9 protein-coding genes and 3 pseudogenes are annotated in these 13801 nt (G+C 62.3%); 6 read left to right on the forward strand and 6 right to left on the reverse strand.

The window, feature by feature from the left end:
* The first annotated feature begins 420 nt into the window (after positions 1-420).
* Complete coding sequence (locus AC1RCS_RS21910; RefSeq protein WP_492246001.1) at positions 421-1002, forward strand: hypothetical protein; 582 nt, start codon at positions 421-423, stop codon at positions 1000-1002.
* 53 nt (positions 1003-1055) lie between these two features.
* On the opposite strand, the gene AC1RCS_RS21915 is transcribed toward AC1RCS_RS21910, so the two are convergent.
* Complete coding sequence (locus tag AC1RCS_RS21915; RefSeq protein WP_492246002.1) at positions 1056-1637, reverse strand: hypothetical protein; 582 nt, start codon at positions 1635-1637, stop codon at positions 1056-1058.
* Positions 1638-2972: 1335 nt separating this feature from the next.
* On the opposite strand from AC1RCS_RS21915, the pseudogene tnpC reads away from it, so the two are divergent.
* A pseudogene (tnpC, locus tag AC1RCS_RS21920) lies at positions 2973-3683 on the forward strand (IS66 family transposase); the annotation flags it as partial.
* Between the two features lie 164 nt (positions 3684-3847).
* On the opposite strand, the gene AC1RCS_RS21925 reads toward tnpC, so the two are convergent.
* Both AC1RCS_RS21925 and AC1RCS_RS21930 read right to left on the reverse strand, forming a co-directional pair.
* Positions 3848-4489: a class I SAM-dependent methyltransferase gene (locus AC1RCS_RS21925; protein ID WP_492255483.1), complete on the reverse strand. Its 642-nt coding sequence runs from the start codon at positions 4487-4489 to the stop codon at positions 3848-3850.
* Between the two features lie 550 nt (positions 4490-5039).
* Positions 5040-5543: pseudogene (locus AC1RCS_RS21930) on the reverse strand (transposase); the annotation flags it as partial.
* Positions 5544-6054: 511 nt separating this feature from the next.
* Here AC1RCS_RS21930 and AC1RCS_RS21935 point away from each other — a divergent pair.
* From AC1RCS_RS21935 to AC1RCS_RS21945, 3 genes and pseudogenes are all read left to right on the forward strand, one after another.
* Positions 6055-7158: a hypothetical protein gene (locus AC1RCS_RS21935; RefSeq protein ID WP_492246004.1), complete on the forward strand. Its 1104-nt coding sequence runs from the start codon at positions 6055-6057 to the stop codon at positions 7156-7158.
* A gap of 92 nt (positions 7159-7250) precedes the next feature.
* A pseudogene (locus AC1RCS_RS21940) lies at positions 7251-8607 on the forward strand (IS3 family transposase).
* Between the two features lie 196 nt (positions 8608-8803).
* Positions 8804-9481 (forward strand): 3'-5' exonuclease, encoded by a 678-nt coding sequence (locus AC1RCS_RS21945; RefSeq protein WP_492246005.1) that lies wholly within the window; start codon positions 8804-8806, stop codon positions 9479-9481.
* 72 nt (positions 9482-9553) lie between these two features.
* Here AC1RCS_RS21945 and AC1RCS_RS21950 read toward each other — a convergent pair whose 3' ends face one another.
* A complete protein-coding gene (locus AC1RCS_RS21950; RefSeq protein ID WP_492246088.1) occupies positions 9554-11617 on the reverse strand; it encodes an oxidoreductase in 2064 nt (687 codons plus the stop codon).
* Positions 11618-11712: 95 nt separating this feature from the next.
* On the opposite strand from AC1RCS_RS21950, the gene AC1RCS_RS21955 reads away from it, so the two are divergent.
* A complete protein-coding gene (locus AC1RCS_RS21955) occupies positions 11713-12345 on the forward strand; it encodes a TetR/AcrR family transcriptional regulator (RefSeq protein ID WP_492246006.1) in 633 nt (210 codons plus the stop codon).
* A gap of 9 nt (positions 12346-12354) precedes the next feature.
* Here AC1RCS_RS21955 and AC1RCS_RS21960 read toward each other — a convergent pair whose 3' ends face one another.
* Positions 12355-12582 carry a SlyX family protein gene (locus tag AC1RCS_RS21960; RefSeq protein ID WP_369642211.1) on the reverse strand — a complete coding sequence of 76 codons (228 nt, stop codon included), beginning with the start codon at positions 12580-12582 and terminating at the stop codon, positions 12355-12357.
* A 7-nt stretch (positions 12583-12589) separates the two neighbouring features.
* On the reverse strand, positions 12590-13780 hold the full coding sequence (locus tag AC1RCS_RS21965; RefSeq protein WP_492246007.1) for an aminotransferase-like domain-containing protein: 1191 nt from the start codon (positions 13778-13780) through the stop codon (positions 12590-12592).
* Between the last annotated feature and the right edge of the window lie 21 nt (positions 13781-13801).

Consider the following 13801-nt stretch of genomic DNA (forward strand, 5'->3'; position numbering starts at 1 on the left):
GAGATACTTCACCGGTAGAGTTCGAAAGACGCCATTTCCAACGGCTCAAAAGTGTCTAGGGAATCCGGGGCGATTCAGGGCACAGCCTCCGCGTGAAAGCTGAGTGGCTGGCGAAGGCTCTGAACGATGCCGCGGATAGGGACTAACAACGTGCCGCAGATTCCAGACGCAACCAGGTACTCCACGAAGGCCCCCACAAAGGCCGCTCAGGAGCGGGCCGCAAAGATTGCCCACGCGGTAGCTCTGCTAGAGCCCCACCGCAACAATGAGGCGGCCTTGTGAGAGCACCTACCCGACACCTTCGCGGTGGCCTTTGGGATACCGCTAAACAAACGCGACGCCCACGATTTGATGCTGTGCGGGGTTATCGTGGGATCGCTGCTTAACCTGTAACCCCCACACAACGGCGAGAGATTTACGATGAACGCCCCGTTCAAACCGGACATAGAAGGCTGGCGCAAATACTGGAGAGGAATTTACGAAGTCCCCCGCGCATGGGCCATGAAAGGTGAAAACCTCTTTCACGCCTTTGAGGCTGTGGTCGCCGCGTCGGACGAGGGATCGATGCAATTCAATCTTCGGGATCAAGCCCTCATGCTTGCAGGCATGTCTATCGAGGTGATGCTCAAGGCGCTCATCATTGACAATCCAAAGTCGCGGGACCTTGTATTGGGCTTAAGCACCCCGGAGACACCCGCGTGTAGAGCGCTGAAAGGTGCCTTTTACAGCCATAGGTTGCGCGAACTTGCCGCACACGCGGGCGTGGAAATGTCGCCAGATCAAATAGACATATTGGTGTCGCTTACGTCGCATGTTTACTGGCGCGGCCGGTATGTCGTTCCCACCGAGGCCGCACTTAGAGACATCGTCCCCATAGAGGACGAAAGGGGACTCGTGGGGCCGCCTCATCGGCATGTCTCTTACGAAGAGACAACAGCTGTGATTCGTGCAATCATTGCGTCCGTTCAGGCGCGTCTCGGCAACGCAGCAGGCCGAAACTAGGAGCGTCGCTTCGCCCCCGCCCCTCCGCAGGGCAAACCATGAGGGAACGCTTCCTATGCGTGAATCCCGTCACGGATAGTTTTCGGTAGGTCCCGAGCGACGACCTTCCCACTCTGCCGACAAGTCGCCGAAGCATCACGCAGCAGGTTTGACACTTCGAGGAACGACCTCTCCCAGCGAGATATGGTGTCGTTGTTGACAGGACCATATGGAGGGCTTCCTGCGGATATCTCGGTGTTGAGAAGGTCGACCACTCCGTAGGCCCTACTAATTTTGTGAGCGCACTGGTTTTCTAGGGGCACCAGTGCCAATAGGCCAGCATCGTCCGGGGCGAACTTGAGCTGGCGTAGATGTACTGCGATAGCGGCCACACGCTCGCCATGGGGCGGCGAACGCTCCCCCACCAAGAATTCCATGTTCGACGCGGCTCTCGCCATCATGAGCGCGTCACGGTCGAGGAGCGGGTAAATCTTTGCCGCGATAAGAGTGGCAGCAGACATTGCCCGCCTGGCTTCCCTACGGGTTGCCGCACCCGCAACATGAAGCGCAGCGACCACAGCAGCAAAAGTGAACAGTGCTGCCACCCAGCCGCTGAGATTGTTCGCAGCGAATGCTGACGTAAAGTAGGTTTCCATCTCACTATCCTAATTTGAACTCGCATACGGCGCAGAGCTGTGCGAGACGGCTTCCTTGCTGCATTCTGGCCGTTGCAAAGGCTGAAACCCACGGGGAAGCCCCTGCGGTCCGGAATGCCGCCCGCCTCTCCTCCGTGCCATCCGCCACCAATGCCGCCATCCAAAAGGTGTCGGCTGGATCAAAATCTGACGACAACGCGGCAGCCCATGCTGCATCAGCGGCAACGGTCCATGCTTCCACTCCAATCGATTCGCTAGACGCACACCCTGCGGCGGCCAACGCTGCGGCCAATGCTGCAGCTTCTGGGGCATTTCCAGGACGTGCTTGCGCTTGGCATGCCTCAGCCGCCGCCACGGCACCCATATGGGCTGCTACCAGTGTCTCCTGTGAAGCTAACCCACGGGCGTACCTTTCCGCTGCATCGATTGCGCGGCGACTTCGCGAGTCCGTCAGGAGGTGTTGCTCGTCCTTCGCGAGAGACGCCGTGAAGAGACGTATCTCTTTTTCACGGCCCTCGACCGACCGCAAGCACCAGAGAGCGTCGTCGAGCCCCACGGCTGACAGAATTACTCGGATCGGAATAAGTGCATCGCTGGGGTGTGCGTTGGCGTTTAGGCGTTTAGGCGTTTAGCGTTGCGCCAGCCCTCAGCGCATGGAGAGTGATTGCGGATCGCCGCTATGGTTGTGTGCATGGTGTATTGCGTCCACTGTGTTGTTCATTCCCTGCTTGCTGGAGCACTGGGGTGCGTAAGAACGCGTGCCCTCCGGCCGCGCGGAGTTCAAGCGCGGTTCCAAGAGTGCCCTGGACAGGGCTGGGTTGGCGCCCTACCTGCGGGCTGCTGCTGGGCCTTGTGGGCGTACTTTGCGGGAGACACGCGACCACCGTAGGCGGCGCAGAGCGTGGCCATCAATCGGTCTTTGCGGTCGGTGCCACCGTGGATGAGTGCCCAAGCCGTTTCTAGACATTGGCTGTAGATCAGGGCGTCCCCTGTGTCCAAGACATCCCGCACCCCCTTGCCAAAGGTGTCCCGCCAGTAGGCCGCGCAGCGCCCCGTAAGGACTTCGCACACGATGGCTTTCACTAGCCGTTCACGGTCCATTGCGATGGCCTTAACCGAGCCTTGAAGGTTGCCCTCTTTCGCTTGGTCTGCTGCCCGCTTGATGAGCGTGTGGGACACCATCAAGCCATTCCCAGTCGTAGCAGGCCTTGCGCAAGATGGCGCGCACCAAGGCCATATATCGGTTCACCGTCCCAGGTGACATGCCCTTGGCGCGCTTGGCCTTCGCCTCGTCCAGAAATGCGCGGTTGATCTCATCCAGAGCTTCCCCCTAGACACCTGCGAGCGTATGCCGCCGGCGCGTTTGAAGACCCCAAAGCGGTTGTCTTTGACTTCTGCCTATCGCGGGCGGGAGAGAACGCCAAGGCCTTCTTGGGCGAATGGCGCGGCAGTCTGGTTTCGACGGCTTCAGCGGCTACAAGCAACTGGTAGCTCAGGCTGTCACCGAGGTCGGCTGCTTGGCCCATGCGCGCCGCAAGTTCTTTGACCTTCATGCCGGCCATAAGAGTCAGGTGCGCAAGCAGCGCTGGAGCAGTTCGCACGCGTCTATGACACTAGCGGGAGCTCAAAGAGTGCAGAGCTGACGCGCGCCAGCGTGTGCGGTAAGAACGCTCAAGGCTGCTGATGGATGCGCTGTACGCGTGGTTGCTGCTGACTCGGCAGAAGATAACGGATGGCGCGGTGCCACTGCCAAGGCACTTTACTACTACCTGCCGCGCAGGGGCATGTTGACGCACTTCTTGAGTGAAGGGCAATTGCCCTTGGACAGCAACACATCGAGAACCAGATACGGCCGATTGCCATAGGCCGCAACAACTGGCTGTTCGCCGGCTCCCTTTGCGCGGGCAAGCGTGGTGCCGCGGTGATGAGCCTGATTCGGAGCCCTAGCTCAATCATCACGACCCGTATGCTTATCTCAAAGATGTGCTGACGCGACTGCCGACCCAACGGGCCAGGATGACTCGTGAGCTGCTGCCAGCAGCCTAGCCTGCCGCCCGGGCTGACCAAGTGCACATACAAGCGGCCTCGAGATGACCGCTTTGAAGATGTCACGACCGGTTTAATCCGCCGCCCACAAGAGACATTGCTCCTGCTCGAAAGCTGACCTTGCCCGTGCCCGTGCCCGCGCCGTGGCTGCCTGACCCTAGGCCCTAGGCGCGCGCGGCAAAGGGCACGGCCCAGTCCATCGGCCAAAGGATGCCAAACTCGGGCACGTGCGCCGCGTAGATTTGCACCGACGAGAAACCGGCCGCCGCCAAGCGGCGGCGCAGATCTGGCTCGGAGAACATGCGCATCTCAAGCGTCATGCCGTCGCCGCCGTGGAAGACCAGGTCCTCGAACACCTCGTGCTCGCCATCGACCGTGGTGTTGTGCAGCATGCGTTTGCCATCTTGCTCCACTATCCTGAAATCGTGCATGCGCGGAAAGTGCTCCTGTGTCTCGCCTTCTTTGGTGTTGGGCACGGTGAAGATGAAGATCCCATCGTCGCGCAACAGGCGGCGGCTGTTGAGGAATGCAGCTTCTAGCGCCGAAACAGGAATGTGTTCAAACACGTCGGACGAGATCAGAAACTTCTGCTGTCCCATCCATTTTGCCGGCGCATCAGTGATGTCGAGCCGCGGCTCCATGTGATAGAAGGTATTGACGTAGCCGAGCTTCTGCGCCAGTGGAATCGCATAGCCGTCCCAGTCGCTCATGCCCAAACCGAGAATGCTCTTGTCATCGGGAAACTGCGGCAGCATCAAGGGCCTGCCAAAGATCTCCATTGCCAGTGTGTGCATCACCGAGCGCATGCGCAGGCTACTGCTGCAATGGAGGCATGACTGACCCTCTCGGTCCTGCACACGATGCAGCGGCTGTGCGCGATTCTCGTTGCCACACAGATTGCAGATGAAATCGACGCGCGGGCCTGTGTATGTGGGGAAGTGCAACGGCGGTGCTGGCGGCGCTTCCGGCAAGCTACCACTACGTGGCTGCTCCTTGCCCCGGATGAGTGATCTGAGTCGCCCTTTTACTACCGCTGCGGCTCTAAGGTGATCTTTCCAACTCAAACTTCACTCTCTTCTGTTTAATGGACCCGTGATCTGTGAAATCGCAGGGGCGACGAATGTCAGCTTCCGAGCACCATTCTGCAGCGCGGACGACCGACCGGTCTTGGCCGACAGCCGAAGTCTAGCCTAACGCTCCAGCGCATCTGCCCGTCAAGATGGGATGCCCGACCGCTTACGTCAGATGAAGGATCGATGCAGTTCAATCGTCGGGATCAAGCCCTCAGGCTTGCAGGCATGTCTATTGAGGTGATGCGCAAAGCGCTGATCGGTGATTGACCCGTGTCGCGGCCACCAGCGGTGTGCGCTCGCCACTGTACTTCTTGCCCTTGTTGCGCTTGCGCACGGCCAGGCCTTGCTCGCGATAAAGGCGAAACACCTTCTTGTGCTTGGTGCCAGGAAACTCGCCCTGCAGCATGTCGTGCAGACGGCGATACCCAAAGCGCCGCCGCTCCATGGCCACAGCCTGGATGCGTTCAGCCAGGCGCACGTTCCAGCATCTTGGCGATGGCATTGCGTTTGTCTTGCGGGGCCTAGCGCTTTACCCCGAACCCGACCTTGAGCGCCTCCAGGTCGAGGTGCGCTTCGGCCAGAAGTTTCTTGAGCTGGGCGCTCTCGACTTCAAGATCCCTCAGGCGTCGGGCCTCGTCGGCTTCCATGTCACAGTACTTGGCGCGCCACTTGTAAAACGTGGATTCGCTGAACCCGCCTTGCGGCAGACCTCCTTGACTGGCAGGCCAGACTCGGCCTGCTTCAAGAACCCAATGATCGGTTGTTCGGTGAATCGACTCTTCCTCATGTCCGTCATTCTCCAAGTTGGCGGACTTCACTTCCATTCAACTGGTACGGCTATGAGGGGCCACACAATAGGAGCGTCGCTCCAAAAAACACTGCTGGTCGAAACACGCGGGGCATGAGGGATGGAGTGCGAAGCAATCGCCAACTCGCTTCTCGTGGACTCAAACAGCTTTCTACACGAATGGCCCACGTTGCAGCTAGTTGCAATTGAGAAGCAGGGAGAACTCGACCAGAAGGTTAAGCTTATCGTTTATTGGGTTGCTCACTTCGCTTATGAGTGTCCAACACAACTCACTCTTGGAATATCTATGCCCACCGTCTCGAATCCAGTTTTGAATAGGCGAAATTTCTCCATCGTGTCATTGGCCACTACTCTGTCCGCGTGCGGGGGTGGAGGTGACAGCGACGACTCGCCTGTGACGGCCCCGACAATCCTCACGCAACCCAGCAACGCGTCTCTACGGACTGGTGCAATTGCGGCCTTCCGGGTCATTGCCCAGTCAGAGCGCCCCATGTCGTACCAATGGTTGCGCAATGGCTCATCCATCACGGGCGCGACGACGGCAGAGCTTTCAGTTGGCCCCGTTAACGTATTAGATTCAGGTAGCAATTTCTCTGTTCGGGTGAGCAACTCAGCTGGCACCATAGAGTCCGCTTCCGCTACGCTATTGGTTGAGGCAGCAGACGGCATTGCCTTGGCTCAAGGAGCCTTGAGCAAGCTCTCCCACGACGAAACTGCAGTGGGGTTTAGCTCGGCAGGCGATATTTTTGTTTGGGACCGCGGACCTTCGTCGGACCGGCAGTACCCAATGCGCTTGATTCGTCGAGCCTCAGACGGCACTCCGCGCCCTTTGCTGGGCAGTAAGCAAGCCCTCGATTTGAAATCGCCATGGCGAGTCTCGGTACTAGAGCATTCCAACGGAAACATCTACGTTTCCGAGAGCTACGTGACATTTTTCGGGCTCAATACTTATGCGGGAAATTACGGAAGAATCCATCGCATTACACCAGAGGGGGCGCATTCCGTTATTTACGATGCTGCTACGTCCGCTATTCCCATTACGCCGCTAGTTCTCGCTGAAGGCCCTGGTGCACGACTCTATACTCTGCACGTAAATACTTTATCACTCTACGAGATATCTGAAACGGGGAGGCCATCTCTAGTGTCAGGCCTCACGACCGAACCGATTATCAACCTGCCAATGGCATTCGCCATACAGCCGTACTTAAATATGGCCGTGACGCGAGGAGGAGGGGTGTTCATCAGTAATATTCCCAACTCGACCGAGCCGTTCTTCAAATTCAAAGACATAGTCGGCATGGGTTCTATTGGCGAGTATGTCTATGCATTGATCAGAGAAGGGAATAGCCTCATGAGTCTAATGCGCCGCAACCCTGACGGGTCTACCCAGCGGATTGCTGGGGGAGTAGCAGCCTCGGAGTCCGCAGACCCGCAACCCGGGCCCTTGACTGGGTCCCTAGGCGGCGGTGCTATACGCTTGATTGGGGTTATGCCTGACGGAAATATCGTCCTAGGACGGTCCGCTTTCAGCGGCTATTCGCCGGAAGACTACAAATACGTTAGCTACTTCGTCGTTACCCCGCCAAAGGTCTGAGACAGCGGAGTTCGCCATGGCAAGAATCACGACAATGAACCGCCCCGGGTTTGAACTGCCCCCCAGAAGTTGGACAAACTTCAAGGGGTTTCATGAAGAAGTATCAGACAGAGTTCAAGCTCAAAGTGGTATCAAGCTTTTTGGCTGGGGACGGCGGAGCGAAGCTGCTGGCGCGCCAATGGTCTGTGCCTGAGGAGAAGATCCGCACTTGGGTGAGCCACTACCGCCTGCACGGCATAGACGGGTTGCGCCCCAAGCGCAGCACGTACAGTGCACAGTTCAAACTGCAGGTACTGTCCCATCAAGATCGCGAACAGCTCTCCAACCGCCAGATCGCGGCGATCTATGACATCCGCAATCCCAACCAAGTCGTGGTCTGGCGACGCAATCTCGATCAAGGCCGCCTGCAGGCTATCGAGAACGAGAAAGAAGAGCGTCCCAAGATGAAGCTGGAAGGCCGCTGCGCAGCGCCGTCGAACAAGGTTGCCGCCGACGCAGCGCAAACCCTAAGAGAAGAGAACGAACGACTGGCGCCGAGGTCGCGTACCTAAAAAAATTGCAGGCCTTGATTCGGTCGAAGAGATCAGCTGCGCCGACAAAGCGCGTCTGATTGCCGGGTTGAGGCATCACCATAAATTGGCGGATCTGTTGCAGGTAGCAGGCTTGGCGCGCAGCACGTTCTACTACCAATGCCAGGCGAGCCAGCGCGCCGACCAGCAAAGCGCCTTGGAGGCCAGGATCCTCACTGTCTATGACGAGCACAAAGGACGCTACGGCTACAGACGGATCACGGCCGCGTTGTGCAATGGGGTGGCGGAACCGGTCAACCACAAGTGCGTGCAGCGTCTGATGCGCAAGATGGGGCTGCGCGCGTTGATTCGGGCGAAGAAGCGCTCCCGGCATGTTATAGGCGTCAGCGATGCGCACGTGCCGAACGTTCTGCAGCGCGACTTCCGTGCGTCCGCACCAAACCAGAAGTGGGCAACCGATGTCACCGAGTTCAATGTGAATGGCCACAAGCTCTACCTGTCAGCGTGCATGGACCTGTACAACGGAGAGATCGTCGCTTACCGCATGGCAAGGCGTCCGGTCTTCGAGTTGGTTTCCGGCATGCTCGAGGCAGCGCTGGCGCGAACCGCTTGCACGGGGGAACTGATCGTCCACTCGGACCAAGGTTGGCACTACAAGATGCAGCCCTATCGAGAGATGCTTGTGCAACGGGGAGTCAAGCAAAGCATGAGCCGAAAGGGCAACTGCTTTGACAATGCGGCAATTGATAGCTTCTTCGGCACCCTCAAGGCTGAGTACTTCCGGCTTGCTGCGCCCGACAGCCTTGATACGCTCGAAGCGGGCGTGCATGATTACATTCACTACTACAACCATGAGCGCATCAGGCTCAGATTGAACGGACTCAGCCCGGTGAGATACCGGCTGAGAAACACCGCCTGATTGGCGGCAAGGCAACCGTCCAACTTCTGGGGGGCAGTTCAAACCCGGGGCGGTTCAGATCGAACAGCGGCGGCGTCATTGACAGCCAAGCGAAGAAACACCTGGCAACTGCAGGAAGCCTGCTGATACGGGCATGCGCCTCAGTCTCTTGCGCAGGCACGTCGGGGTTCCAGGGCCCGCACGGCACAATGGGCCCATGACGGCACCACCCCCTCCCCGGCACCCCCACCCGCCTTCGCGCGCCGCCCACCACGCCACCCCCGGCAAAGACCAGATCGCCCTGCTGGAACCCTTCGAGCGCCTGGGCACCGACCGCATCGCCCTCGTCTCCACCCCGGAGCAGGCCGACAAGGCCTGCGATGCCCTGGCGGCGGCCAGCGCGTGGGGGTTCGACACCGAATCCAAGCCCACCTTCGTGCAGGGCGAACAGTCCGACGGGCCCCACATCGTGCAGCTGGCCACGCTCGACACCGCCTGGGTCTTCCAGCTGCACGACCCCGGCTGCCGCGCGCGCGTGGCCGAGCTGCTGGCCCTGCGCGGCGTGACCAAGGCGGGCTTTGGCCTGGGGGACGACACCAAACGCATCCAGCACAAGCTGGGCGTGCAGCCGGCCGATGTGCTGGAACTCAACACCGTGTTCCGCCAGCGCGGCTATCGCAAGGACATGGGTGTGAAGGGCGCGGTGGCCGTGCTGTTCAACCGGCGCTTCATCAAGTCCAAGAAGGCCGCCACCTCGAACTGGGCCAACGCCCGGCTGACGGAGGCCCAGCTGGTCTACGCGGCCAACGATGCGTGGGCCGCGCTGCGGGTGTTCAACGCACTCGAGAGTTCTGCCGCGCAGCGGGGGACATCGGCCGTCGGCCAGCCACTATAAAAATGATAGCTTCCAGCGCTTTCCTGTCCAACGCTGGCGGCCTGTTTTTCTTAGAAACCGGCTTCACTCGCCTTACAAGCGCGCCGCCAGCCGCGCCGCCTGGTCGATGGCGCGCTTGGCATCCAGCTCGCCCGCCTCCAGCGCGCCGCCGATGCGGTGCGGCTTGCGGCCCGTGGCCTCCAGCGCCTGCGCCAGGCTGAAAAGGGGCACCTGTCCCGCGCACAGCACCACGGTGTCGCAAGGGATCCAGGTCGGGTCCTCGCGCTTGTCGCCATAGGACACCAGCAGCCCCTCGTCGGCGATGCGCTCGTAGTTCACGCCGCTCACCATCTGCACTTCTTTCATCTTGAGCGTGGTGCGGTGGATCCAGCCCGTGGTCTTGCCCAGGCCCGCGCCCAGCTTGCCCTTCTTGCGCTGCAGCAGCGTCACCTGCCGCGCGGGGGGCGTGGCGCGCGGGCCCGAGGGGGCCAGGCCACCGCGCGCCTCGGCGGGGTCGGTGATGCCCCACTCGGCCTTCCAGGCCGGCAGGTCGAGCGTGGTGGAAGGGTGCTCGCCATGCGTGAGGTACTCGGCCACGTCAAAGCCGATGCCCCCCGCGCCGATGATGGCCACGCGCTCGCCCACCGGCTTGCCGTGGCGCAGCACGTCGATGTAGCTGAGCACCTTGGCGTGGTCCTGGCCAGGGATCTGCGGGTCGCGCGGCAGCACGCCCGTGGCGATCACCACCTCGTCGAAGCCCGCCAGGTCGCAGGCCTGCACCACGCGGTTCAGGTGCAGCTGCACGCCCGTGTCCTCCACCCGCGTGGCCAGGTAGCGCAGCATCTCGTGGAACTCCTCCTTGCCCGGCACCACCTTGGCCATGTTGAGCTGGCCGCCGATGGCGGGCGCCGCGTCGAACAGGTGCACCTCGTGCCCCCGTTCGGCCGCCACCGTGGCCGCCGTCAGGCCGGCGGGCCCGGCGCCCACCACGGCGATGCGCTTGCGTGCGGACGGTGTGGCGATGGGCCGGTAGACCAGTTCCGTCTCGTGGCAGGCGCGCGGGTTCACCAGGCAGCTGCTGGTCTTGTTCTGGAACACATGGTCCAGGCAGGCCTGGTTGCAGGCGATGCAGGTGTTGATGCGGTCGGCCCGGCCCTCTGCCGCCTTCTTCACGAAGGCGGCGTCGGCCAGCAGCGGACGCGCCATCGACACTATGTCGGCGCAGCCATCCGCCAGCACCTGCTCGGCCACCTCGGGCGTGTTGATGCGGTTGGACGTGACCAGCGGCGTGGCAATGCCTGCCGCCGCGAACTCGGCCTTCATCTTCTGCGTGACCCAGGCGAACGCCGCGCGCGGCACGCTGGTGGCAATCGTGGGCACGCGCGCTTCGTGCCAGCCGATGCCGGTATTGACGATGTTCGCGCCACCGGTGGCCACGGCCTTGCCCAAGGTGACGATCTCGTCCCAGGCGCTGCCGCCGGGCACCAGGTCGATCATCGACAGGCGGTAGATGATGATGAAGTCCGGCCCCACGGCCTCGCGCATGCGGGCCAGGATCTCCACCGGCAGGCGCATGCGGTGGCTGTAGTCGCCGCCCCAGGCGTCGCTGCGCAGGTTGGTGGTTTGCGAGAGGAACTGGTTGATGAAGTAGCCCTCCGAGCCCATCACCTCCACGCCGTCGTAGCCTGCCTCGCGCGCCTTCACGGCGCAGTTGACGAACGCGCGGATCTGGCGCTCCACCCCGCGCGCCGACAGCGCGAACGGCGTGAACGGCGAGATGGGCGACTGCAGGCGCGAGGGTGCCACGGCCAGCGGGTGGTAGGCATAGCGGCCGGTGTGCAGGATCTGCAGCGCGATCTTGCCGCCGGCGCCGTGCACCGCGTCGGTCACCACCCGGTGGCGCCGGGCGGCACCCGAGGTCGCCAGCGTGCCCGCGAAGGGCTTGGCCCAGCCCGCGATGTTGGGAGCAAAGCCGCCCGTCACGATCAGTCCCACATCCCCCTCGGCCCGCTCGCGGAAGTACGCCGCCATGCGCGTGAGGTCGCGCCCGTCCTCCAGGCCGGTGTGCATGGAGCCCATCAACACGCGGTTTTTGAGGGTGGTGAAACCCAGGTCAAGCGGCGCGAGCAAGTGCGGGTACAAGGCGGCACCGGGCATGGATGCAGCGGCTGCAGGGGCGGCAATGGGGGAAGGATGCATGGAAATCGTGGACTAGAAGTATTTTCTAGAACTTTATTCTAGAATCGCATTCCATGGCAAGCCGCAATTCCCCGCCCTCCACCTCATCCCCGGCCGAGGCCGCCACCGACCGCCGCCAGGACATCCTGAACGCCGCCCTCGCCTGCGCGGCCGAAGGCGGCGTGGATGCCGTCACCATCGACGGGGTGCGCGCCCGCTGCGGGGCCAGCGTGGGCAGCATTTATCACCACTTCGGCAACCGCGACGGCATCGTGGCGGCGCTGTTCTTCGACATCTTTCACGACCAGTCGCGCAGCGTGCAGGCGCAGCTGGATGCCGCCCAGGGCGTCGAGGCGGGCGTGTCGGCCCTGGTCACGGGCTATCTGGACTGGGTGGTGGCACAACCCGAGCGGGCACGTTTCCTGTTCCAGGCGCGCGGCGCCGTGGCCGCAGGCCCGCGCACCGCCGACCTGGCCGAGGCGGCGCGGGGCCGCAACCAGGCGCTGGTGGCCTGGTTCGAGCCGCACCGCCAATCGGGCGCGCTGCGCGACCTGCCTTGCGAACTGATGCCGTCGCTGGTCATGGGCCCGGTGCAGAGCTATTGCAGGGCGTGGCTGTCGGGCAACGCTGGCCAGGGCGGCCTGCCCTCGCCCACCACGTACCGCGCGGAGTTGGCGGATGCGGCCTGGCGGTCCGTGAAAGCCTAGATCGATAGATCAATAATGCGGCGGCAGCTCGTCGCGCAGGTTGCGCGGGCCGTTCGAGCCGCCCTCGGGCGCCTGCTGGCGCAGCTGGATGACCTCGTGCGTCAACCGGTCGATCAGTTGCTGCTGCTGGTAGATGGTCATGTTCAGCTGGTCCAGCAGGTCTTCGGTGAAGCTGGCCTTGATCTCCAGGCTTTCCAGGCGCTGGAGAATCTGGGCGAGATCGTTGGCGTCCGACATCGACGCTTCAGAGGGCCTGGCCCAGGCGCGCCACGCCTTCGCGGATCTTTTCCACGTCGGCCGTCGCGAACGACAGGCGCAGCGTGGCGTGGTCGGGGTTGGCGCAGAAGAACGGCGTGCCGGGCACGAAGGCCACACCCTTTTCGATGGCGCGCTGGGCCAGCACGTTGCCGTCGGCCACCTTGCCACCCGCGCCCGTGAGGCGCGCCCACACGAACAGGCCGCCCTGGGGCTGCACGAACTCGATGGCGCCGCCCAGCTCCTTGCGCAGCGCATCGCCCATGGCCTGGGCGCGTTCGGCATACACCTTGCGCACGTTCGCCAGCGTGCCGGGCATGCGGCCGGCCTTGAGGTACTGGGCGGCCGTGGCCTGGGCGAAGGTGCTGGTGTGCGCATCGCTGAACTGCTTGCACATGGTGGCCTTGGCCAGCAGCTCGGCCGGGGCAACCATCCAGCCCACGCGCAGGCCGGGTGACAGCACCTTGCTCAAGCTGCCGCAGTGCACCAGCAGCTCGCGGCTGCCGGGCACGCTGGCCGACAGGTTGAGCAGGCTGGGGGGCGGTGCGTCGCCGAAGTACAGGTCGCCGTAGGGGTCGTCCTCGACGATCAGGGTGCTGTGCTTCACGGCCATCTCCAGCACGGCCTTGCGGCGCTCCAGACTCAGCATGGCGCCGCTGGGGTTGCCGAAGGTGGGGATGAGGTAGACGAACTTGGGCTTGTGTTCGGCGATGAGCTTTTCCAGCTCGTCGGTCTTCACGCCGTTGCCGTCGATGGGCGCGCTGATGAGTTCGGCGCCGTACAGGCGAAAGCACTGGATGGTGGCCAGGAAGGTCGGGCCTTCCACGATGACCTTGTCGCCGGGACTGATGAGCGTCTTGCCCAGCAGGTCCAGCGCCTGCTGGCTGCCGGTGGTGACGATGAGGTTGTCGGCCGCCACGTCCTGGGCGCCCTTGCTGGCCATGAAGGCGGCCAGTTGCTCGCGCAGCGGGTTGTAGCCTTCGGTGGCGCCGTACTGCAGCGCGGCGCCGGGTTCTTCGGCCAGGGCGGCGTTGCTGGCAGCGCGGATGCCTTCCACGTCGAACATCGCGCTGTCGGGGAAGCCACCCGCGAAGCTGATGATGCCGGGCTTGCCCAGCAGCTTGAAAAGCTCGCGGATGGCGGAGGTTTCTACATTGTTCAGGCGGTCGGCGAATTGCATGGCGTGGACAAAAATGGGTGG

It is taken from the genome of Acidovorax sp. GW823-FHT01C06, from assembly GCF_058798375.1.